This is a genomic window from Microbispora bryophytorum, from assembly GCF_043197435.1.
Taxonomy (GTDB): Bacteria; Actinomycetota; Actinomycetes; order Streptosporangiales; family Streptosporangiaceae; genus Microbispora; species Microbispora bryophytorum.
This window is the reverse complement of sequence record NZ_JBICTF010000001.1, coordinates 933,275-954,804: the sequence shown is the minus strand read 5'-3', so window position 1 is coordinate 954,804 and position 21,530 is coordinate 933,275. Positions and strand designations below refer to the sequence as shown.

20 protein-coding genes are annotated in these 21,530 nt (G+C 71.6%); 16 read left to right on the top strand and 4 right to left on the bottom strand.

All coding sequences use genetic code 11. The features are described 5' to 3' along the window. Window positions 1-16 precede the first annotated feature (16 nt). Complete coding sequence (locus ACGFIB_RS04440) at window positions 17-661, top strand: NYN domain-containing protein (protein ID WP_167748462.1); 645 nt, start codon at window positions 17-19, stop codon at window positions 659-661. A gap of 12 nt (window positions 662-673) precedes the next feature. Here the strand turns inward: ACGFIB_RS04440 and ACGFIB_RS04435 are convergent, their stop codons facing one another. Continuing rightward, entirely contained in the window at window positions 674-1,996 is a 1,323-nt protein-coding gene (locus ACGFIB_RS04435; protein WP_357024379.1) for an FAD-dependent oxidoreductase, read from the bottom strand. Between the two features lie 224 nt (window positions 1,997-2,220). Here ACGFIB_RS04435 and ACGFIB_RS04430 point away from each other — a divergent pair, with 224 nt between their 5' ends. Continuing rightward, window positions 2,221-2,751 (top strand): hypothetical protein, encoded by a 531-nt coding sequence (locus tag ACGFIB_RS04430; protein ID WP_189105086.1) that lies wholly within the window; start codon window positions 2,221-2,223, stop codon window positions 2,749-2,751. A gap of 188 nt (window positions 2,752-2,939) precedes the next feature. After that, the gene (locus ACGFIB_RS04425) at window positions 2,940-4,682 is read left to right on the top strand and encodes a proline--tRNA ligase (RefSeq protein WP_393368351.1); all 1,743 of its coding nucleotides are present in this window, start codon (window positions 2,940-2,942) and stop codon (window positions 4,680-4,682) included. 16 nt (window positions 4,683-4,698) lie between these two features. On the opposite strand, the gene ACGFIB_RS04420 is transcribed toward ACGFIB_RS04425, so the two are convergent. Both ACGFIB_RS04420 and ACGFIB_RS04415 read right to left on the bottom strand, forming a co-directional pair. Then, window positions 4,699-5,292, bottom strand: coding sequence for a ferritin-like domain-containing protein (locus ACGFIB_RS04420; protein ID WP_393368349.1), 594 nt, complete (start codon window positions 5,290-5,292; stop codon window positions 4,699-4,701). Further along, window positions 5,285-5,836: a hypothetical protein gene (locus tag ACGFIB_RS04415; protein ID WP_208762481.1), complete on the bottom strand. Its 552-nt coding sequence runs from the start codon at window positions 5,834-5,836 to the stop codon at window positions 5,285-5,287. Before ACGFIB_RS04415 ends, ACGFIB_RS04420 begins: the two co-directional genes overlap by 8 nt. 174 nt (window positions 5,837-6,010) lie before the next feature. On the opposite strand from ACGFIB_RS04415, the gene rimP reads away from it, so the two are divergent. The 13 genes from rimP to dapB all read left to right on the top strand — a co-directional run bounded on the left by rimP (window position 6,011) and on the right by dapB (window position 20,343). Continuing rightward, the gene (rimP, locus tag ACGFIB_RS04410) at window positions 6,011-6,538 is read left to right on the top strand and encodes a ribosome maturation factor RimP (RefSeq protein ID WP_142575318.1); all 528 of its coding nucleotides are present in this window, start codon (window positions 6,011-6,013) and stop codon (window positions 6,536-6,538) included. Between the two features lie 22 nt (window positions 6,539-6,560). Next, on the top strand, window positions 6,561-7,550 hold the full coding sequence (gene nusA / locus ACGFIB_RS04405; RefSeq protein ID WP_208762480.1) for a transcription termination factor NusA: 990 nt from the start codon (window positions 6,561-6,563) through the stop codon (window positions 7,548-7,550). Then, window positions 7,534-7,836, top strand: a complete 303-nt coding sequence (locus ACGFIB_RS04400) for a YlxR family protein (protein WP_142575316.1) — start codon at window positions 7,534-7,536, stop codon at window positions 7,834-7,836. The genes nusA and ACGFIB_RS04400 overlap by 17 nt, the downstream gene beginning before the upstream one ends. Before the next feature lie 187 nt (window positions 7,837-8,023). Next, window positions 8,024-11,143, top strand: coding sequence for a translation initiation factor IF-2 (gene infB, locus ACGFIB_RS04395; protein WP_357248437.1), 3,120 nt, complete (start codon window positions 8,024-8,026; stop codon window positions 11,141-11,143). A gap of 68 nt (window positions 11,144-11,211) precedes the next feature. After that, window positions 11,212-11,511, top strand: a complete 300-nt coding sequence (locus tag ACGFIB_RS04390) for a DUF503 domain-containing protein (RefSeq protein WP_142575314.1) — start codon at window positions 11,212-11,214, stop codon at window positions 11,509-11,511. A 48-nt stretch (window positions 11,512-11,559) separates the two neighbouring features. Beyond that, window positions 11,560-12,075 (top strand): 30S ribosome-binding factor RbfA, encoded by a 516-nt coding sequence (gene rbfA / locus ACGFIB_RS04385; RefSeq protein WP_142575313.1) that lies wholly within the window; start codon window positions 11,560-11,562, stop codon window positions 12,073-12,075. Then, a complete protein-coding gene (locus ACGFIB_RS04380) occupies window positions 12,072-13,085 on the top strand; it encodes a DHH family phosphoesterase (protein WP_393368344.1) in 1,014 nt (337 codons plus the stop codon). Before rbfA ends, ACGFIB_RS04380 begins: the two co-directional genes overlap by 4 nt. After that, window positions 13,082-13,996, top strand: coding sequence for a tRNA pseudouridine(55) synthase TruB (truB, locus tag ACGFIB_RS04375; protein ID WP_393368342.1), 915 nt, complete (start codon window positions 13,082-13,084; stop codon window positions 13,994-13,996). The genes ACGFIB_RS04380 and truB overlap by 4 nt, the downstream gene beginning before the upstream one ends. A 126-nt stretch (window positions 13,997-14,122) precedes the next feature. Further along, the gene (locus ACGFIB_RS04370) at window positions 14,123-15,067 is read left to right on the top strand and encodes a bifunctional riboflavin kinase/FAD synthetase (protein WP_357024344.1); all 945 of its coding nucleotides are present in this window, start codon (window positions 14,123-14,125) and stop codon (window positions 15,065-15,067) included. 167 nt (window positions 15,068-15,234) lie between these two features. Next, window positions 15,235-15,504: a 30S ribosomal protein S15 gene (rpsO, locus tag ACGFIB_RS04365; RefSeq protein WP_142575309.1), complete on the top strand. Its 270-nt coding sequence runs from the start codon at window positions 15,235-15,237 to the stop codon at window positions 15,502-15,504. 282 nt (window positions 15,505-15,786) lie between these two features. Continuing rightward, a complete protein-coding gene (locus ACGFIB_RS04360; protein WP_142575308.1) occupies window positions 15,787-18,120 on the top strand; it encodes a polyribonucleotide nucleotidyltransferase in 2,334 nt (777 codons plus the stop codon). Next, window positions 18,117-19,427, top strand: coding sequence for a M16 family metallopeptidase (locus ACGFIB_RS04355; protein WP_142575307.1), 1,311 nt, complete (start codon window positions 18,117-18,119; stop codon window positions 19,425-19,427). The genes ACGFIB_RS04360 and ACGFIB_RS04355 overlap by 4 nt, the downstream gene beginning before the upstream one ends. Before the next feature lie 175 nt (window positions 19,428-19,602). After that, the gene (dapB, locus tag ACGFIB_RS04350) at window positions 19,603-20,343 is read left to right on the top strand and encodes a 4-hydroxy-tetrahydrodipicolinate reductase (protein WP_357024335.1); all 741 of its coding nucleotides are present in this window, start codon (window positions 19,603-19,605) and stop codon (window positions 20,341-20,343) included. A 179-nt stretch (window positions 20,344-20,522) separates the two neighbouring features. On the opposite strand, the gene ACGFIB_RS04345 is transcribed toward dapB, so the two are convergent. Next, on the bottom strand, window positions 20,523-21,395 hold the full coding sequence (locus tag ACGFIB_RS04345; protein ID WP_191051832.1) for a 1,4-dihydroxy-2-naphthoate polyprenyltransferase: 873 nt from the start codon (window positions 21,393-21,395) through the stop codon (window positions 20,523-20,525). Window positions 21,396-21,530: the final 135 nt, after the last annotated feature.

Sequence of the window (21,530 nt, the reverse complement as noted above, 5' to 3'; positions counted from 1 at the left end):
TTAGGAGATGATGGCGGTGCGCGACAACCGCGTTCCCCAAGTCGTGCGTGTCGGGGTCTACGTCGACGGGTTCAATCTCTACTACGGGCTGCGCTCGCTGCGGGGGCGGCGCCATCTCTGGCTCGATCTGCGGGCGCTGTCCCTGCGGCTGCTGAGGACCGGGCAGACGCTGGCCGCCGTCCGCTACTTCACCGCTCCCGTCCGGGGCGACGCCCGTGCCCTCGCCCGCCAGCAGACCTATCAGGCGGCCCTGGAGGCACTGGGCGTCGATGTGGTGCTCGGGCGTTTCCAGGAGCAGCGGGCCTCGTGCCGGGCCTGCGGCGTCTCCTGGCGGACCTACGAGGAAAAGCAGTCCGACGTCGCCCTGGCCGCCGCGATGGTCCGCGACGTCGCGCTCGACCTGGTCGACATGGTGCTGCTGCTGTCGGCGGACTCCGACCTGTGCGCCGCCGTCGAGGCGGTGCGCCAGATGGACGCCCGGCGCGGCGGCAAGACCCGGGTCGTCACCGTCTTCCCGCCCGGCAGGCGCTCGGACGGCCTGCGTCTCGCGAGCGACGCCTGGTTTCCCCTCGGCGACGCGCTCATCCGGCAGTCGCAGCTGCCCGACCTCGTGCCCGGCCGCGACGACGCGCTCTACCACCGGCCGGCCCACTGGTCCTGACCGTGAGATCCGTCAGGACGCGCCTCCCGGCCGGGCGAGCCGGCCGCAGGCGCCCAGCATCGCGTCCCTGCCCACCAGCTTCACCCGCTCGCCCCTTCTCAGACTGCCGGCCAGCGAGGCCTCCGCGGCCTCGATCGCCAGCCAGTCCTCGTACGTCACCGGGCTCAGCCCGCGCGCGGCGAGCAGGTCGTCCAGCCGGGCGGTCGCGGTTCCCGGCACCGCTTCGGCGAGCAGCGTGCGCGCGGTCTCGGCGGCGTCGGACTTGTTGGTCCCGATCACGCCCGTCGGGCCCCGCTTGAGCCAGCCCGCGACGTACTGCCGGTCCGACGCCTTGCCCGCGACGTTCGGCACCGTCATCGACCCCGGGTCGAACGGCACCCCGGGCAGCGCCACGCTCTGGTAGCCCACCGAGCGCATCACCATGTCCGCGGGGATCGTCTCGAAGTCACCGGTCCCGACGACCCGCCCGTTCTCCAGCCGGGTCCGCTCCAGCCGCACGCCCTCGACCCGGGAGACGCCGAGGATCTCCACGGGGCGCAGCCAGAAGCGCACCTCAAGACGGCGGGGCCGGTCGGCCGGCTTGCGCTCCGACCACGATCGCAGCACGTCCACGTTGCCCCTGACCTGGCGCGACAGCGGGGCCAGGTCGGCGACCGCGACCTCGTCGGGGAAGGTGAGGACGTCGGCGTTCAGCAGCTCGCCGAGCTCGCGCAGCTCCTTCAGGGTGAACTTGGCGTGCTCGGGGCCGCGCCTGCCGACCATGTGGATCCGCTTCACCTTGGAGGCAGCCAGCCGGTCGAGCACCTCCTCGGGCACGTCGGTGCCGCGCAGCTCGTCGGCCGTCTTGGCCATGATCCGCACCACGTCCACGGCGACGTTGCCGACGCCGATGACGACGACCTCCTCCGCGTCGAGGGAGAAGGCGTCCGGCGGGACGTCGGGATGGCCGCAGTACCAGTTGACGAAGTCGGTCGCTGCGACGCTGCCCGGCAGGTCCTCGCCCGGGACGCCGAGGTGCCTGTCGACCATCGCCCCCGTGCAGTAGACGACGGCGTCATAGCAGGACAGCAGGTCGTCCACCGAGAAGTCCGCGCCCAGCTCGACGCCGCCGAGGAAGCGCACTCCCGGAGTCTCCAGCACCCTTCGCAGGTAGCCGGCGATCGACTTGATCGACGTGTGGTCGGGGGCCACGCCGTACCGGACGAGCCCGTACGGCGTCGGCAGGCGTTCGAGGACGTCCACCTCGACGGGGTCGTGCGACTGTTTGACCAGCGCCTCGGCCGTGTAGATGCCGGCCGGGCCCGACCCGACGATCGCAACGCGCAGTGTCACCATGGCCTCCAGCAGCGGCGGACGCTCCCTGTCGATGATTCTTTATCACCGCCGGTCCCACTGCCAGTGGAACGCCGTGCCGTGCACCGGATTGTCATCCGTCTTGTGATGGTACGCGGGGTTGCGGGGAGCAGCCGGCCGCGATCAAAGTGAAGCCCGTGGGCAGTGGGGCTAAAAGACGGGGAAACCCGCGGACGAGAAGGCCGGGCGGTGGCACCCTCCCTGACATGAGGGGACTGCGCGGGGGGCGGGACGAGCCCGGGGCCTCACCGGCCACGGCGTACGGCCCGCAGAACGGTCACGACGACGGCGACGCTCCGCCGCCGCACGGCTCGGGGCCGGACGGGCTCAGGTACGAGGCGCTGGGGCGGGTCATGGCGGCCCTGTCCGGCGAGGCGGAGACGCTGGAAGCGTGCCGCGACCTCACATGGTGGCGGGGCACCGACCGCTCCTGGCACATCGAGTGGCGCGACGGCCCGTACGCCGCCGAGGTGGCGGCGCTGCTCCTGGAATTGATCGGCGAGCCGGGGCCGGACGCCGTGCGCGCGGCGCCCGCGGGCCCGGCGACCCCGTCGACGGCGATGCTGAACGTGATGGGCGTCACCTTCGTGCTGCGGGCGATCGACCCGTTCGGGATGGAACGGTTGCGGACCAGTCGCGGCCTGTGGCGGCTGTCGGCGGCACTGGACGGCCCGGCAGGCCCGATCGGCGCGGGCGGGCGGTCCCGGCAGCACTGGGAGGAGCTGCTCGGCGGCTGACGCCGGCGGGCCGATATCGGCTCGCCCGTCGTTTACGTGAGGCGGTGGGGCCCCCGGAGTCGATAGCCTTGGGAGCACATCGTCTTCGTCTCGTCTTTCCGGTCGTCTCCGAGGATCCGCGAGGAGATCCGCATCGCGCTCCCCGAGGAGGCACCGCGGGCGAGACCTCTCATGACCGAGGAGTAGCCGTGCTGCTGCGTATGTCGACCCTGTTCCTGCGCACCCTGCGTGAGGATCCGGCGGACGCGGAAGTGCCGAGCCACAAGCTGCTCGTCCGCGCCGGCTACATCCGCCGCGTCGCGCCCGGCATCTACTCCTGGCTGCCGCTCGGCAAGATCGTGCTGGAGAACGTCGCGCGGGTCGTGCGCGAGGAGATGGACCGGATGGGCGCGCAGGAGGTGCTGTTCCCCGCGCTGCTGCCCCGCGACTTCTACGAGCCCACGGGCCGCTGGACCGAGTACGGCGACACGCTGTTCCGGCTGAAGGACCGCAAGGGCGCCGACTACCTCCTCGGGCCGACCCACGAGGAGATGTTCACCGACATGGTGAAGGGGGAGTACTCCTCCTACAAGGACTATCCCGTCACGCTGTACCAGATCCAGACCAAGTACCGCGACGAGGCCCGGCCCCGGGCGGGCATCCTGCGGGGCCGCGAGTTCGTCATGAAGGACTCCTACTCCTTCGACCTCGACGACGACGGCCTGAAGCGGTCCTACGAGATGCACCGCGAGGCGTACATCCGCATCTTCGAGCGTCTCGGCATCGACTACCGGATCTGCTTCGCGATGTCGGGAGCGATGGGCGGGTCGGCCTCCGAGGAGTTCCTCGCCCCCTGCTCGACCGGTGAGGACACCTTCGTGGCCTGCCACAACTGCGGCTACGCGGCCAACGCCGAGGCCGTCGTCACGCCCGCGCCGCCCGCCGTCACCGCCACGCAGCCGCCCATGAAGGTGCTCGACACGCCCGACACCCCGACGATCGAGTCGCTCGTCTCGTACGTCAACGAGCACCACGGCCTCGGCGTCACCGCCGCCGACACGCTGAAGAACCTCGTCGTCAAGGTCCGCACGCCGGGCTCCGACGAGATCAAGGCCGTGATCATCGGCGTGCCCGGCGACCGCGAGGTCGACTTCAAGCGCCTGGAGGCGGCGCTCTCACCCGGCGTGCCGGAGATCTTCGAGGCCGAGGACTTCGCCCGCCACCCCGGCCTGGTGCGCGGCTACATCGGTCCGCAGGTGCTCAAGGACCTGGGGATCACCTACCTGGTCGACCCGCGCGTGGTGGACGGCTCGGCCTGGGTGACAGGCGCCAACGAGCCGGGCAAGCACGCCGCGCACGTGGTCGCGGGCCGCGACTTCCAGCCCGACGGCACGATCGAGGCCGCCGAGGTGCGGGCGGGCGACTCCTGCCCGCGCTGCGCGCACCCGCTGTCGATCGACCGGGGCATCGAGATCGGCCACATCTTCCAGCTCGGCCGCAAGTACGCCGACGCCGCCCAGCTCGACGCGCTCGGGCCCGACGGCAAGCCCATCCGCATCACCATGGGCTCGTACGGCGTCGGGGTGTCCCGGGCGGTGGCCGTGGTCGCCGAGCAGCGCCACGACCAGCTGGGCCTGGTGTGGCCCAGGGAGATCGCGCCCGCCGACGTGCACATCGTCGGCACCGGCAAGGAGAACCAGATCGAGGTCGCGAGCACGCTCGCGGAGACCCTTGAGGCGCGGGGGCTGCGGGTGCTCGTGGACGACCGCCCCGGTGTGTCGCCCGGCGTCAAGTTCAAGGACTCCGAGCTGCTCGGCCTGCCCACGGTGCTGATCGTCGGCCGGGGCCTGGCCAACGGCGTGGTCGAGCTGCGCGACCGGGTCACCGGGACCAAGGAGGAGATCCCGCTGGACGAGGCCGTCGAGCGGGTGCTGGCCGCCTGCCGGGACTGATCGCCGGCACCGGGGCCTACTGGCCGTCCGGCGCGGACGACTCCGGCTGGGCCTCCTGGCCGGGTGTGCCGGCGGAGTCCGCCGGCGGGGACTCGGACCCCGAGGTGGGGACGGTGACGTCGACGCCGGCCTCTTCCCGGTCCATGCCCGGGAAGGGGCCGAGCTTCGGCTGCCAGCCGTACGCCCGGGTCGCGCACTCCTGCGCGGCCAGCGCGGCGATCCGCCGCAGGGCCGGGTCGCGGTCGGCGGCGAGTTCCAGATAGGCGGTGGTCACCCGCTGCTCCACCAGCAGGGCCAGGCGCACCGCGTCGGCCGGTCCGCGCACCTCGAAGGGCAGGAGATAGGTGGGGCCGGGCTCGGCGGGCGTGCCGCCCCGCCGAGTGATGAGCGTGCGGAGCTGGTCGCGGCGTGCCCGGTGGGCGTCGAACCCCGCGGTGGCGCGCTTGAGCAGCGCGCCGCTCGTCTTCCCGCCGATCACCCCGTACGCGTACACGGCGGCGTGCTCGGCGGACAGGGCTCGTTCGAGCGCGCCGCCGCTCGGCGCCCCGGACGGCGGTGCGGCCGATGATCGGAGCGATGATCGGGCGGGTTCGGTCGGGGTCTCAGCCACGCACCCTCCCCAGGGCGACGACGTGGACGGCCTCGCACGCACCGATGCTCGCGAGGAGCTGGGACAGCGCCGGGGAGGCCGTGGCCATCTGCGCCGGTCGCGCCGACGCCGCGCGCCGCTCGGCGTCCCTGAGCTCCCCGACGGAGACCGCGGACGGGCTCTCCGAGGGGGACACCGAGGGAGGCGCGGAGGGGGACGCGGAAGCGGGGGCATTCGGCGGCGCGGGGCTCGCGGGGAACGTTCCCGTGCCGCTCCCCGCGGGCAGCAGCGCGCGCAGGGCCTGCAGATGGGCCGCGTGACGCTGGCGGAACGGTTCCAGCGCCGCGGCCCGGCCGGGCAGGGCGGCGGCCGCGCGCTCGTAGAGCGACACCAGGTGCTCCTTGCCCGCGATCAGCGAGGTGAGCAGCACGGTCTGCGGATCCGGAGAGGCCGGCGCGGCGGGTTTGGTCGGGGCGGAGGAGCAGCCCGCCGCGGCCAGACCGGCCGCGGCGGCGGAGCCCAGCAACGCGCGTCTCGTCACCTGTGCCCCGCCGCTGTGTCTCACGACACAGCATCGTACGGCGCGGCGCCCACTGATCATCGCCCCGTGACCCTGATGATCGGGCACGTGTCGGATCGCCGCTCGGGTGTGGCGCTGTTTCCACCTCCCGGTGTCGATAGGCTGTTGGCACATCGGGCTAGGCATACGGCACAGCCACACGGTCATTGGGAGGTCGGCATGGGCAGCGACGCTCGACGCGGCCGCCTGGTTGAGCTGCTCGGCCCGGTGGTCGCCGCCGAGGGATTCGACCTGGAGGACGTCACGGTCACACCGGCGGGCCGGCGGCGGCTGGTGCGCGTTGTGGTGGACAGGGACGGCGGCGTGAGCCTGGACGACGTGGCCGACGTGAGCCAGTCCGTCTCCAAGCGGCTGGACGAGGAGGACGTCCTCGGCGGCAGCGCGTACGTTCTCGAGGTCACCTCTCCCGGAGTGGACAGGCCGCTCACCGAGCCGCGCCACTGGCGCCGGGCGCGCGGGCGGCTGGTGCAGGCGGAGCTGAGTGACGGCGCCTCCGCGGAGGGCCGCGTGACCGAGGCCGACGAGACCGGCGTGGAGCTGGACGGCGCGCGCCGCATCGCGTACGCCGATCTGGTGCGCGGCCGGGTGCAGGTCGAGTTCAACCGGCGCGACGCCGGGCTCGACGACGAACTTGATGAGGGCCTCGATGTCGACGAAGACATCGACGACGCCGACGACGAGGGCTAGGGGGAGCCTTGTGGACATTGACATGAGCGTCCTGCGCAGCCTTGAGCGGGAGAAGGACATCTCCTTCGACCTGGTCGTCAAGGCGATCGAGGACGCATTGCTCATCGCGTACTTCCGCACGGAGGGCGCGGCGCAGAAGGCGCGGGCCGAGCTGGACCGCGGCACGGGCCATGTGATCATTTGGGCCGCCGAGCTGGACGAGAGCGGCGAGGTCGCGCGGGAGTACGACGACACCCCGTCCAACTTCAGCCGGATCGCCGCCACCACGGCGAAGCAGGTGATCCTCCAGCAGCTCCGCGACGCCGAGGACGAAGTCAACTTCGGCGAGTTCGCCAGCCGCGAGGGTGAGCTGGTCGCGGGCGTCATCCAGCAGGGCAAGGACCCGCGGGTGGTGCTGGTCGACCTCGGCAAGATCGAGGCGATCCTGCCGCACAACGAGCAGGTCCCGGGCGAGGAGTACGCGCACGGCGAGCGCATCCGCTGCTACGTGGTGCAGGTGAAGAAGGGGCCCAAGGGGCCGTCCGTCTCCCTGTCGCGCACGCACCCCAACCTCGTGAAGAAGCTGTTCGCGCTGGAGGTGCCGGAGATCGCCGACGGCACGGTGGAGATCGCGGCCATCGCCCGCGAGGCCGGCCACCGCACCAAGATCGCGGTGAGGTCGCGCAAGCCCGGCGTCAACGCCAAGGGCGCCTGCATCGGCCCGATGGGCTCGCGCGTGCGCAACGTCATGACGGAGCTGCACGGCGAGAAGATCGACATCATCGACTGGTCGGAGGACCCGGCCGAGTTCGTCGGGAATGCCCTGTCGCCCGCGCGTGTTTCCCGTGTCGACGTGGTCGACGCCGACAACCGCACCGCGCGTGTGATCGTGCCCGACTACCAGTTGTCCCTGGCGATCGGCAAGGAGGGCCAGAACGCCCGCCTCGCCAACCGCCTGACGGGCTGGCGGATCGACATCCGGCCGGACACCGAGCAGGCACCTGCTGATCCCGCTGATGCGTCGGCAAGGTAAGCTGGAATATGGTTACCAGGCAGCCCCGCTGAGAACGTGTGTGGGCTGCCGGGTTCGCACGGTAAAGTCCGAGTTGCTCCGCCTGGTCGTGGTCGAGGGCGTGATCGTCCCCGATACGCGAGGACGGCTCCCGGGACGCGGTGCCTCGTTGCATCCGTCCCCGCGCTGTCTGGAGCTCGCAGAGCGTCGCCGGGCGTTCCCACGCGCTTTCCGCGCGGAGGGATCGCTTGACACGTCGCTCTTGCAAGCTCACGTGGAGGGGTTGACGCCGGGGCGGTCCGGGTGAATGGTTACCGCTGGCCCCCGGTATCGGCTCCGGGAACCAGGGAACGACGAAATTGTCATGTAGGACGCCGAGTTGATGGGCGGAGTCAGATTGCTATGAGCGCCTGATGAGCACGCGGCGATGAGTACGTACAGGTAGCGACGGTCCGGCGGCACTGCGAGCCTCCCGGGCCGAGTTAGGGAGTGCAGTGGCGAAGGTCCGCGTATACGAGCTCGCCAAGGAGTTCGGGGTTGAGAGCAAGGTCGTGATGGCCAAGCTCACCGAAATGGGCGAGTTCGTGAGGTCGGCGTCCTCGACGATAGAGGCGCCGGTCGTCCGTAAACTGACTGAGGCGTTCAAGGGTGACGTCTCCAGGGGCGGGGGTAAGCCCGCCCGTCCGGCGCAGCCGAAGCCTGCGCCGAGGCCGGCAGACAGCCAGGCCAACGGGGGCGCCCCACAGGCGCCCGTTTCCCAGTCCACCGGAGCGATGGCCAAGCCGGGCCCGAAGCCCGGCCCGCGGCCCGCTCCGCGTCCGGTTCCGATGCCTCACCCGCCGGTGGCACAGCCGGTGGCGCAGCCGGAGGCGGCGCGCCCCGAGGCCGCCCGTCCGCAGACGCCTCGCCCGGATGTCGCGCGTCCCGCGGCCGCCGGTCCGAGGCAGGCTGCTCCCGGTGCCGGTGCTCCCGGCGCCGGTGCGCCCAAGCCGGGCCCGAGGCCGGCCCCGGCCCCGCGCCCGAGTGGCGCACCCGCCGGTCCCGGCGCGCCCGCGGGCGGCGGTCCGCGTTCCGGCGGCCCGAAGCCGGGTCCGCGTGGCCCGCGTCCGGGCAACAACCCGTTCTCCTCGACCGCGAGCGGCATGGGCCAGCGTCCCGCGCGGCCCGGTGGCCGCGACGGCGGTCGTCCCGACCGCGGGGACCGTCCCGAGCGTGGCGACGGCGCTCCTCGCGAGCCGCGTCGTGACGGCGCGCGCGATGGAGGCATGCCGCGTCCGCCGGGCGCGCGTTCCGGCGCCCCGGGCGCCGGCGGTCCGCGTCCCGGCCCCGGCGCAGGTGGTCCGCGTCCCGGCCCGGGCATGGGCGGTCCGCGTTCCGGCGCTCCGGGCGCAGGTGGTCCGCGTCCGGGTGGTCCGCGTCCCAACCCGATGATGATGCCGCAGGGCCGTCCGGCCGCGCCGGGCGGCGGTGGCCCGCGTCCCGGCGGCGGCGGTGGCCGTCCCGGTGGTCCCGGCGGCGGTGGCCGTCCGGGTGGTGGCGGCGGTCGTCCCGGCGGGGGCTTCGGCGGTCCGCGTCCCGGTGCCACGGGCACCGGTCGCCCCGGTGGTCCCGGTGGCGGTCCCGGTGGTGGCGGCGGCGGTTTCGCCGGTCGTCCCGGTGGTGGCGGCGGCCGTGGCCGCGGTGGCGGCACGGCGGGCGCGTTCGGGCGTCCGGGTGGCCGTCCGACCCGTGGCCGCAAGTCCAAGCGCCAGAGGCGCCAGGAGTTCGACAACATGCAGGCCCCGGCGATCGGCGGCGTGCAGGTTCCGCGTGGCGGCGGCCAGACCATCCGCCTCCCGCGTGGCGCGTCCCTGTCGGACTTCGCCGACCGGATCGGCGCCAACCCCGCCTCGCTCGTGCAGATCATGCTGCACCTCGGCGAGATGGTGACGGCGACCCAGTCGGTCAACGAGGAGACGCTGCAGCTTCTCGGCGCCGAGCTGGACTACAACGTCCAGGTCGTCAGCCCGGAGGAGGAGGACCGCGAGCTCCTCGAGTCCTTCAAGATCGAGTTCGGTGAGGACGAGGGCGACGAGGCCGACCTCGCGCCGCGCCCGCCGGTCGTGACCGTCATGGGTCACGTCGACCACGGTAAGACGAAGCTGCTCGACGCGATCCGCCACACCAACGTGGTGGCCCGCGAGGCCGGCGGCATCACCCAGCACATCGGCGCCTACCAGGTGGGGACGACGCACGAGGGTGAGCAGCGGAAGATCACCTTCATCGACACCCCGGGTCACGAGGCGTTCACCGCCATGCGTGCCCGTGGTGCGCAGGCCACCGACATCGCGGTGCTGGTGGTCGCGGCCGACGACGGTGTGAAGCCGCAGACCATCGAGGCGCTGAATCACGCCCAGGCGGCGAACGTCCCGGTCGTGGTGGCGGTCAACAAGATCGACAAGGAGGGCGCGGACCCGACCAAGGTGCGGGCCCAGCTCACCGAGTACGGCCTGGTGGCCGAGGAGTTCGGCGGCTCCACCCTGTTCGTGGACATCTCCGCCAAGCAGGGCGTCGGCATCGACAACCTGCTCGAGGCCATCCTGCTGACCGCGGACGCCGAGCTCGACCTGCGGGCCAACCCGGAGATGGACGCCCAGGGCCTCGCGATCGAGGCGCACCTCGACAAGGGCCGCGGCCCGGTCGCGACCGTGCTCGTGCAGCGCGGCACGCTCCGGGTGGGCGACTCGATCGTCTGTGGTGAGGCGTTCGGCCGCGTCCGCGCCATGCTGGACGACAACGGCGAGACGGTCGACGAGGCCGACCCGTCGCGTCCGGTCCTGGTCCTCGGTCTGACGGCCGTCCCGCGCGCCGGCGACAACTTCATCGTCGTCACCGACGACCGGATGGCCCGCCAGATCGCCCAGCAGCGGGCGGCCAGGCAGCGGATCGCCGACATGGCGAAGTCCGGTCGCCGCCGCACTCTCGAGGAGCTGTTCAAGGACCTCGAGAAGGGCCAGGTCGACGAGCTCAAGCTCATCATCAAGGGTGACGTCTCCGGTTCCGTTGAGGCCCTGGAGGACGCGCTGCTCAAGATCGACGTCGGCGAGGAGGTGCGCCTGCGGGTGCTCCACCGCGCGGTCGGCGCCATCACCGAGCACGACGTCAACCTGGCGATGGGCGACGACAACGCCGTCATCATCGGCTTCAACGTGCGGCCCGAGGTGCGGGCGCGCGATCTGGCCGAGCGCGAGGGCGTGGACATCCGGTACTACTCGGTCATCTACCAGGCGATCGAGGAGATTGAAGCGGCCCTCAAGGGCATGCTCAAGCCGGAGTTCGAGGAGGTCAGGACCGGCACCGCCGAGATCCGCGAGGTCTTCAAGGTTCCCAAGATCGGCAATGTCGCCGGTTCGATCGTCCGCTCGGGCGTGATCACCCGCAACAGCAAGGCCCGGATCATCCGCGACGGCGTCGTGGTGGCCGACAACCTCACCGTCTCGTCGCTGCGTCGCTTCAAGGACGACGCGACCGAGGTCCGCGAGGGCTTCGAGTGCGGTATCGGTGTCGGTTACAGCGACATCAAGATCGAGGACGTCATCGAGACGTTCGAGATGCAGGAGAAGCCGCGCGTCTGACGCTCCGTCCCGCCGCCCCCGCCACGCGCGGGGGCGGCGGTCGGGTGTCCGTGACGTGGTGACGAACTATGTTCATCGGTGCTCTTACTCTTGACATCCTGCTGGGCGACGTCCGTTCGCTGAAGCAGAAGCGCTCGGTGGTCCGGCCGATCGTCGCCGAGATCCAGCGCAAGTATCCCGCCGTCGCCGTCGCCGAGGCGGGCCACCTCGACCTGCATCGGCGCGCCGAGATCGGCGTCGCCGTCATATCGGCGTCCGCGGCGAACTGCGATGAGGTGCTGGACGCCTGCGAACGCCTCATCGCCTACCACCCCGAGATCGAGTTGCTGTCCGCGAGGCGGCGGCTCTTCAACGACCACGAGGAATAGACGGCCGGGGCCCGCGCGTCAGCCGTACAGATACGAGGGAGCGTGAGCATGGACGCAGCGCGTGCCAGGAAGCTGGCCGATCGCATCCAGCAGGTGGTCGCGGAGATGCTGGAGCGGCGGATCAAGGATCCACGGCTGGGTTTCGTGACGGTGACAGACGCGAGGGTCACCCCGGACCTGAGCGACGCGACCGTCTACTACACGGTTTTCGGCTCCGAGGCGGAGCGCGCCGACACGGCCGCCGCCCTGGAGAGCGCGAAGGGCGTCATCCGGTCGGAGGTCGGCCGGCAGACCGGCCTGCGGCACACTCCCGGCCTCACGTTCGTGCACGACCCGCTCCCGGACAACGCCCGCCACATGAACGACCTGTTCGCGCTGGCCAGGGCGAAGGACGAGGAGATCGCCCGCCAGGCGGAGGGCGCGGAGTTCGCCGGGGAGGCCGACCCCTATCGCTTCGAGGAGGACCTCGCCGCCGAGGCGGCCGAGGTGGCCGAGGCAGCCGGGGAGGCCGAGGGGGCGGGCGAGGACGAGCCCACCGGCCAGGCCGGCCGCCCCGTCCGGTGACCACGAACGAAGCCGCCCGCGAGGCGGACTGGCGGCGCGCGACCGAACTGATCCGCTCGGCCGGCACGGTGGCGCTCGCCTGTCACGTGTCCCCGGACGGGGACGCCCTCGGCTCGATGCTCGGCCTCGGGCTGGCACTCGCGCGCACCGGCAAGAAGGTCGTGGCGTCCTTCGGCGACCGGGTCTTCGCGGTGCCCCGGCTGCTGCGGTTCCTGCCGGGGCAGAGCCTGCTGGTTGAGCCCTCGGCCTACCCCGCCGAGCCCGACCTGATGATCACCTTCGACGCCTCCACGATGGAGCGGCTGGGCCTGCTCGCGCCGCACGCGGGCAAGGCCGGCGAACTCGTCGTGATCGACCATCACGTGTCGAACACCCGCTTCGGGACGGTCCACCTCGTGGATCCCGGTGCCGCCTCGACCACGATGGTCGTCGACGAGCTCGTCAACCGGCTCGGCCTCCCGATCGATCGGGAGGTCGCCACCTGCCTGTACGCGGGGCTGGTGACCGACACCGGCTCCTTCCGGCACTCCATCACCACCCCGGCCGCGCACGCCATGGCCGGCCGGCTGCTGGCGACGGGGCTGCGCCCGGAGGAGATCGCCAGAGAACTGTGGGACCGCTCGCCGTTCGCGTACCTGCGGGTGCTCGGCACGGCGCTCGGACGGGCCACCCTGGAGCCGGACGCCATGGGCGGCCTGGGGCTGGTGTGGACCTACGTGACCCGCGCCGACCGCGCTGCCGAGGGCCTGCCGTACGACGAGGTGGAAGGCATGATCGACGTCGTGCGCCGGGTCGACGAGGCGGAGGTCGCGGTCGTCCTCAAGGAGGACGACGAGGGCGGCTGGAACGTCTCCACCCGGTCGAAGGGCGCCGTGGACGTGGCCCGCGCCTGCGCCGCGCTCGGCGGCGGCGGTCACTCGCGTGCCGCCGGATTCTCCTCGGCGCTGTCCGTGGCGGACACCATGGCCGCCCTGCGGCCCCTCCTCGCCCCGGAAGGGAGCCGGTCGTGAGCACGGCCCAGCCGAAAAGGACACAGCCCAGAAGGACCCCGCCGCCGAGCGGTCTGATCATCGTGGACAAGCCCGCCGACTGGACGTCGCACGACGTCGTCGGCAAGATGCGCGGCGTCGCGGGGACCCGCAAGGTCGGCCACGCGGGCACGCTCGACCCGATGGCCACCGGCGTGCTGGTGATCGGGGTGGAGAAGGCGACCCGCCTCCTCGGGCACCTCGCGCTGACCGAGAAGGTCTACGAGGCGACGATCCGCCTCGGCGTGACGACGAACACCGACGACGCCGAGGGCGAGACGCTCGCCACCACCCCCGCCGGGCACATCGCCGACGAGCAGGTGCGCAAGGGCGTCGCCGCGCTCACCGGCGAGATCATGCAGGTGCCGCCGCAGGTGAGCGCCATCAAGGTCGACGGGCAGCGGGCCTACAAGCTTGCCCGCGCCGGCGAGGAGGTGGCCCTGGCCGCCCGGCCGGTCACGATCCACGCGTTCGAGGTCGGGGAGATCCGGCGGACACCGGAGACGGTGGACCTGGACGCCGTGATCACCTGCTCCAGCGGCACCTACATCCGGGCGCTGGCCCGCGACCTCGGCGCGTCGCTCGGCGTCGGCGGCCATCTCACCCGGCTGCGCCGCACCCGGGTCGGGCCGTACGGCATCGAGGCGGCGCGCACGATCGAAGACCTCGCCAGGGAGTGCGTGATCATGCCCATGGCCGACGCGGTGGCGGCGGCCTTCCCCCGCAGGGACGTGAGCGAGGACGAGGCGCGGCTGGTCGCGCACGGCGGGAGGCTGCGCGCGGCGGGCCTCGGGGCGGGCCCGATCGGCGTCTTCGGGCCGGACGGCGCGCTGCTCGCGCTCGCCGAGGAGCGCGGCGGGACCGCCAGGCCTCTGGTGGTCTTCGCCTCCTGACGCCGGGGGCTGGTTCCCCGGCACCCCGGGGGGCATGGCAGTCTTGTCTACTGCGCGCTTCCCCAGGCGAGGCAACTCAGCCGCCTTGCCGAAGGCAGGGCAATCGGACACAGAAGCGAGGTCGAGGTGCAGAGCTGGCACGGGCTGGACGAGGTCCCACTGGACTGGGGCAGGTCCGTCGTCACGATCGGCGTGTTCGACGGCGTGCATCTCGGTCATCAGCGGATGGTGGCCCGCGCGGTGGAGATGGCCCGCGACCTGGGGCTGCCCGCGGTGGCCGTCACCTTCGACCCGCACCCCGACGAGGTGGTGCGGCCCGGCAGTCACCCGCCGCGGCTCACCACCACCGACCGGCGGGCCGAGTTGCTCTTCGCGCTGGGGGTGGACGCGGTGTGCGTCCTGCCGTTCACGCTGGAGTTCTCCCGGATGTCTCCGGACGAGTTCGTCCAGACGGCTCTGGTCGACCGGCTGCACGCCGCGGGGGTCGTGGTGGGGGAGAACTTCCGCTTCGGCCACAAGGCGTCGGGCGACCTGGAGACGCTGCGGACACTGGGGGAGAAGTACGACTTCCAGGCCGAGGGCGTGCCCCTGGTCAGCGACGGCGACGCCATCTCCTCCACGGTGATCCGGGAGCGGCTGGCCGTGGGTGACGTGACGGGCGCGGCCGTCCTGCTGGGCCGCCCGCACCGGGTCGAGGGCGTGGTGGTCCGCGGCCACCAGCGTGGGCGTGCGCTCGGTTTCCCCACCGCCAACGTCGAGTCGCCGCACCACACCGCCATCCCCGCGGAGGGCGTCTACGCGGGATGGCTGCAGTGCACCCAGAGCCCCTCGCCGTACGAGGGGGAGCGCTGGCCGGCCGCGATCTCGATCGGGACCAACCCCACGTTCGACGGGGTGGAGCGCACGGTCGAGGCGTACGCGCTGGACCGCGACGACCTGGACCTGTACGGCGCGCACGTGGCCGTGGACTTCGGCGAGCGGCTGCGCGACACGCTCAGGTTCGACTCGATCGAGGCGCTGATCGAGCAGATGCACGACGACGTGGCCCGGGCCCGGGAGCTCACGTCCTGAAGAGCTGGTGTGACACGCCGTGTCCTACGGGCTGGTAAGGTGGTATGTCAGCCATGCTCAGGTGGTGTAAACCACCCCGGCTGTCCTGTCACGGCGACTGTAGGTACGCACGGTCGTTCGCGGGATGGGAATCGTTGCGCGTGCCATTTCACCAGAACGGAGAAGCAGTGTCGCTTGACGCCGCTATCACCAAGTCCATCATCGGCGAGTACGGCACCAGCGAGGGTGACACCGGGTCGCCGGAGGTCCAGATCGCGCTTCTGAGCAAGCGGATCAGCGACCTTACCGAGCACCTGAAGACCCACAAGCACGACCACCACAGCCGTCGTGGTCTGCTCCTGCTGGTGGGCCGCCGGCGCCGGCTGCTGAAGTACCTGCAGGCCAAGGACATCACCCGCTACCGCTCGCTCATTGAGCGGCTGGGCCTTCGCCGATAAGGTGAGGAAGGAGCGGCGATTCTTCGCCGCTCCTTTTCCATAACGGGCCACAATGGCCTGAGCACAACAACTGAACAGCCGAGACCAAGTGCCCCGCGTCCGCAAGCAAGCCGCAGCGCGATCCCGCGGCGTGAGAGGGCCGGTCCTCGGTAGTGGCCCCCGGTCGGCACGGCGACAGCCGTGTGGACGGACCGGGCGCTTCGATCGAAGACCGGCACTGCACCTGAACGGGGAGCCCGGCGACGCAGGACGCGGGAGACCGACCCAAAGAGGAGGTCCCCCGTGGAGGGTGTCCACAGCACAGAGGCCGTTATCGACAACGGTCCCTTCGGCACGCGCACGATCAGGTTCGAGACCGGGCGGCTGGCCCGGCAGGCGGCGGGCAGCGCCGTCGCGTACCTGGACGACGAGACGATGATCCTGTCCGCGACCACCGCGTCCAAGCATCCCAAGGAGAACCTGGACTTCTTTCCGCTGACGGTAGACGTCGAGGAGCGGATGTACGCGGCCGGCCGCATTCCCGGCTCGTTCTTCCGCCGGGAGGGCAGGCCGTCCGAGGACGCGATCCTCACCTGCCGTCTCATCGACCGGCCGCTGCGCCCGTCGTTCGTGAAGGGCCTGCGCAACGAGATCCAGATCGTCGCGACGATCATGGCCCTGCAGCCCGAGCACCTGTACGACGTGATCGCGATCAACGCCGCGAGCATGTCCACGCAGCTCGCCGGGCTGCCGTTCTCCGGCCCGATCGGCGGCGTGCGCGTCGCGCTGATCGACGGCCAGTGGGTGGCGTTCCCGACCCACACCGAGCTGGAGCGCGCCACGTTCGACATGGTCGTCGCCGGGCGCGTCCTGGCCGACGGCGACGTCGCGATCATGATGGTCGAGGCCGAGTCGACCCGCGACACGCTCAAGCTGGTCGCCGAGGGCGCGGTCGCCCCGACCGAGGAGACCGTGGCCCAGGGCCTGGAGGCCGCCAAGCCGTTCATCAAGGTGCTCTGCGAGGCCCAGTCGAAGCTGGCCCAGGTCGCCGCCAAGCCGACCGCCGAGTATCCGATCTTCCTCGACTACCAGGACGACGTCCTGGAGGCCGTGACCGCCGCCGTCAAGAACGAGCTCGCCTCGGCGCTGACGATCGCGGGCAAGCAGGAGCGCGAGCTGGAGATCGAGCGCGCCAAGATGCTGGCGGCCGAGAAGCTGCTGCCCGACTTCGAGGGCCGTGAGAAGGAGATCGGCGCCGCGTTCCGGTCGCTCACCAAGAAGCTGATGCGCGAGCGCGTCGTCGGCGAGGGCGTCCGCATCGACGGCCGTGGCCCGAAGGACATCCGGCAGCTCAACGCCGAGGTCCACGTGGTGCCGCGGGTGCACGGGTCGGCCCTGTTCGAGCGGGGCGAGACGCAGATCCTCGGCGTCACGACCCTGAACATGCTGCGCATGGAGCAGATGATCGACACGCTCAATCCCGAGCGGACCAAGCGCTACATGCACAACTACAACTTCCCGCCGTACTCCACGGGCGAGACGGGCCGCGTCGGTTCGCCGAAGCGCCGTGAGATCGGCCACGGCGCGCTGGCCGAGCGGGCGCTGATCCCCGTGCTGCCGTCGCGCGAGGAGTTCCCGTACGCCATCCGCCAGGTGTCGGAGGCGCTCGGGTCGAACGGCTCGACCTCCATGGGGTCGGTCTGCGCCTCCACGATGGCCCTGCTCGACGCGGGTGTCCCGCTCAGGGAGATGGTCGCCGGCATCGCGATGGGCCTGATCGGCGAGGGCGACACCTTCGTCACGCTGACCGACATCCTCGGCGCCGAGGACGCCATGGGCGACATGGACTTCAAGGTCGCCGGCACCAAGGACGTGATCACCGCGCTCCAGCTCGACACCAAGCTGGACGGCATCCCGGCCCACGTGCTGGCCGCGGCGCTGAAGCAGGCGAGGGGCGCCCGGCTGGCGATCCTCGACGTGATGCAGGAGGCCATCGACGCTCCGGCGGAGATGAACCCGACCGCGCCGCGCATCATCACGATCAAGGTTCCGGTCGACAAGATCGGCGAGGTCATCGGCCCCAAGGGCAAGATGATCAACCAGATCCAGGACGACACGGGCGCCGAGATCACCATCGAGGACGACGGCACGATCTACATCGGCGCCACCGACGGCCCGTCCGCCGAGGCCGCCCGTACGCTGATCAACGGCATCGCGAACCCGCACATGCCGGAGGTCGGCGAGCGTTACCTGGGCACGGTCGTCAAGATCGCCGCCTTCGGCGCGTTCGTCTCGCTGCTGCCGGGCAAGGACGGCCTGCTGCACGTCTCGCAGATCCGCAAGCTGCACGGCGGCCGCCGGATCGAGAACGTCGAGGACGTCATGAACGTCGGCGAGAAGATCCAGGTGGAGATCGCCGAGATCGACTCGCGCGGCAAGCTCTCGCTGATCCCGGTCGAGGTGGTCGAGAAGGAGGCCGCCGAGAAGGACGCCGCGGGCGAGAACGGCGAGAACGGCGAGGCCGCGTCCGCTCCGGCGGAGGCCGCCGCCGCGCCGGCCGAGGGAGACGAGCAGCCGCGGGCTCCGCGCCGCAGCCGCAGCCGGACCCGGGGCGGACGGGACGAGCGCAACTCGTGACGACCGAGACACTGTTTCCGGGTAAGGACGGTGCGGGGGTCATCCGCCGCACCGTCCTGCCCGGCGGCCTGCGGGTCGTGACGGAGACGATGCCGACCGTACGCAGTGTGGCGGTAGGCCTGTGGGTGGGCATCGGGTCGCGGGACGAGGCCCCCGAGCACATGGGGGCCACCCACTTCCTGGAGCACCTGCTCTTCAAGGGCACGCCCACGCGCGACGCCATGGAGATCTCGGCGTCCATCGAGGGCATCGGCGGTGAGATCAACGCGTTCACCGCCAAGGAGTACACCTGCTACTACGCCCGGGTGCTCGACGAGGACCTGCCGGTGGCGATCGACGTGCTCGCCGACGTGGTGACCTCCTCGCTGATCACCGAGGAGGACGTGGAGTCGGAGCGCGGCGTGATCCTTGAGGAGATCGCCATGCACGACGACGATCCCTCCGACGTGGTGCACGAGCAGTTCTCCGCCGAGCTGTACGGCGACACGCCGATCGGCCGCCCGATCCTCGGCAACGAGGAGTCGATCAACACGCTCACCCGTGACCGCATCCACGAGTACTACCAGCGGTTTTACATCCCGCCCCGCACCGTGGTGTCCGTGGCGGGCAACGTCGACCACGAGCGGGTGGTCGCGCTGGTCGCGGCGGCGTACGAACGGGCGGGCGCGCTGGGCGGCTCCGCCGCGCCGGCGCCCCCGCGCATCGGCGGCCCCGGCGTCGACGTCAGGACCGGGGTCCGCGTGGTCGACCGGCCCACCGAGCAGGCCAACCTGGTCCTCGGCATGACCGCCTTCGACCGCAACGACGACCGGCGCTTCGCCCTCGGCGTGCTGAACGCCGCGCTCGGCGGCGGGATGTCGTCGCGCCTGTTCCAGGAGATCCGGGAGAAGCGCGGCCTGGCCTACAGCGCCTACAGCTACACCTCGCAGTACGCCGACACCGGCCAGTTCGGCATCTACGTGGGCTGCCTGCCCTCGAAGGTGGACGACGTGCTGAAGATCTGCCGTGACGAGGTGGCCAGGGTCGTGGCCGAGAGGATCACCGAGGAGGAGATCGCGCGCGGCAAGGGCCAGATGCGCGGCGGACTCGTGCTCGGCCTGGAGGACACCGGCTCGCGCATGTCCAGGATCGGCAAGAGCGAGCTCGTGTACGAGCGGCTCATGACGGTCGACGAGGTGCTCGGGCGGATCGAGGCGGTCACCCCCGCGGAGATCGCCTCGGTCGCCGCGGACATCCTCAACCGGCCGCTGACGCTCGCGGTGATCGGTCCCTACAGCGACAAGGACTTCGGCTCCGCCATCGCCTGACCGTGCCTTCGACGGCCGCGCCGGTGCTCTTACGCGCCGGCGCGGCCTCGTCGTTCATCCCCGTTCATCTCCTACGGCTCTCGCCGGGGGCGGCGCCTCCCGCCGCACGGGACTCGGGCGCGCCGGTCCGCTCCTCGCCGTCCCGCCCCCCGCCGTCACGTATAGCCTTGGGCGCGTGATTAAGGTCGGTGTTCTGGGCGCCCGCGGGCGCGTGGGTGTGGAAGTGTGCAAGGCCGTCGCGGCGGCCGATGACCTGGAGCTCGTGGCGGAGGTGGACAAGGACGACTCGCTCGACGCGCTGACCGGGGCAGAGGTGGTGGTGGACTTCACCCACCCCGACATCGTCATGGGCAACCTCGAGTGGTGTGTCTCCCACGGCATCCACACGGTCGTGGGCACGACCGGTTTCGACGCCGGACGGCTGGAGACCGTGCGGGGCTGGCTGGCCGCCAACCCCGGCACGAACTCGCTCATCGCCCCCAACTTCGGCATCGCGGCCGTGCTGATGATGCACTTCGCCGCGCAGGCGGCCAAGCACTTCGAGTCGGTCGAGATCGTCGAACTGCACCACCCGCACAAGGCCGACGCCCCCTCGGGCACCGCCCGCCGTACGGCGGAGCTGGTGGCGCAGGCACGGCGCGAGGCCGGTCTCGGCCCCTCTCCCGACGCGACCACCACCGCGCTCGACGGCGCCAGGGGCGCGGAGGTCGACGGTGTCCACGTGCACGCCGTACGGCTCGCCGGGCTGATCGCTCATCAGGAGGTCATCCTGGGCGGCGAGGGGGAGACCCTCACGATCCGGCACGACACGATGAACCGGGCGTCGTTCACGCCGGGCGTCCTGCTGGGCGTACGCCGCGTGCAGGAGCTCGACGGCCTCACCGTGGGCCTGGAGCGCCTCCTCGACCTGCAGTAGTCCGCCCGCCGCCCGGCCTGTCGTCGCGCCGGTGTGATCGCCGTGTCAGGCGGAACACGCGGTGCCGGACAGGCGCGGGCGGCCCCTTGCCGCCCCTCGAACGGTCGGCTCAGGACCTGCTCAGGACCGATGCATCGCACCGCGAGGCCGGCGAGCGGTGACGCTGCGAGAGGCATCCGTCAGAACAGGGCCAGGCCGAGGGTGAACAGGGCGCCGAAGACGAGTTGCAGGCGGCCGGTCTGCTGGAGCGTCGCGATGAGCGCCGGACCGGTCGCCCCCGCGCGGACCGTCTTGATCGGGGTCACCACGAGGGGGAGCGCCAGCACGGTCAGCGCGGCGAAGGGCCGCACCGGCACCAGGGCGAGCGCGAACACGAACGGCAGCACCAGGGTCGCCGAGTAGGCCAGGCGCGTGCGGCTGTCACCCAGCACCACGGCCAGCGTGCGCTTGCCGGAGGGGCCGTCGGTCACGATGTCGCGCAGGTTGTTGACCACGAGGAGCGCGCAGGCGAGCAGCCCCACGGGCACGGCGGCGGCCAGCGAGAGCCAGGTCAGCCGCTCCACCTGGACGTACGTCGTCCCGGCGACGGCCACGATGCCGAAGAACACGAAGACAGAGATCTCGCCGAGCGCGCGGTAGCCGTACGGGCGGGAGCCTCCGGTGTAGAACCAGGCGGCCAGGATGGAGGCGAGGCCGACGAGCAGCAGCCACCAGGCCTGGGTGGCCACCACGAGGACGAGCCCGGCGACCGCGGCGGCGAGGAAGCAGCCGAGGGCGGCGGTGAGCACCTGCTTCGGGGCCGCGACCCCCGAGCCGACCAGCCGTAGGGGACCCACGCGGTCCTTGTCGGTGCCCTTCACGCCGTCGCTGTAGTCGTTGGCGTAGTTGACCCCGACCTGCAGAGCCAGCGCGACGAACAGCGCGAGCAGGGCGCGCCACCAGACCGCGCCGTCCTCCGCGACGGCGACTCCGGTGCCGACGGCGACCGGGACGACGGCGGCGGGCAGCGTACGGGGGCGTGCGCCCGCTAACCATTGAGCTGGGGTGGCCACGTGACTCCCTTTTCCTACCTGTGCGTAGCCGGTAAAGGCGTACCTAGTCTGGCCAATCCCCCGTCATGTCGTGACAGCGGGGTTGGCGGAGGCGACGCCGCCGGGGGCGGAAGCCGTAACGAACGGGCGGAAAGG

Excerpts from the sequence above, each read along its gene's own strand:
- ACGFIB_RS04435 (WP_357024379.1), bottom strand. The coding sequence starts at position 1,996 with ATGGTGACACTGCGCGTTGCGATCGTCGGGTCGGGCCCGGCCGGCATC.
- ACGFIB_RS04430 (WP_189105086.1), top strand. The coding sequence starts at position 2,221 with ATGAGGGGACTGCGCGGGGGGCGGGACGAGCCCGGGGCCTCACCGGCC.
- rimP (WP_142575318.1), top strand. The coding sequence starts at position 6,011 with ATGGGCAGCGACGCTCGACGCGGCCGCCTGGTTGAGCTGCTCGGCCCG.
- nusA (WP_208762480.1), top strand. The coding sequence starts at position 6,561 with ATGAGCGTCCTGCGCAGCCTTGAGCGGGAGAAGGACATCTCCTTCGAC.
- ACGFIB_RS04400 (WP_142575316.1), top strand. The coding sequence starts at position 7,534 with ATGCGTCGGCAAGGTAAGCTGGAATATGGTTACCAGGCAGCCCCGCTG.
- ACGFIB_RS04390 (WP_142575314.1), top strand. The coding sequence starts at position 11,212 with ATGTTCATCGGTGCTCTTACTCTTGACATCCTGCTGGGCGACGTCCGT.
- rbfA (WP_142575313.1), top strand. The coding sequence starts at position 11,560 with ATGGACGCAGCGCGTGCCAGGAAGCTGGCCGATCGCATCCAGCAGGTG.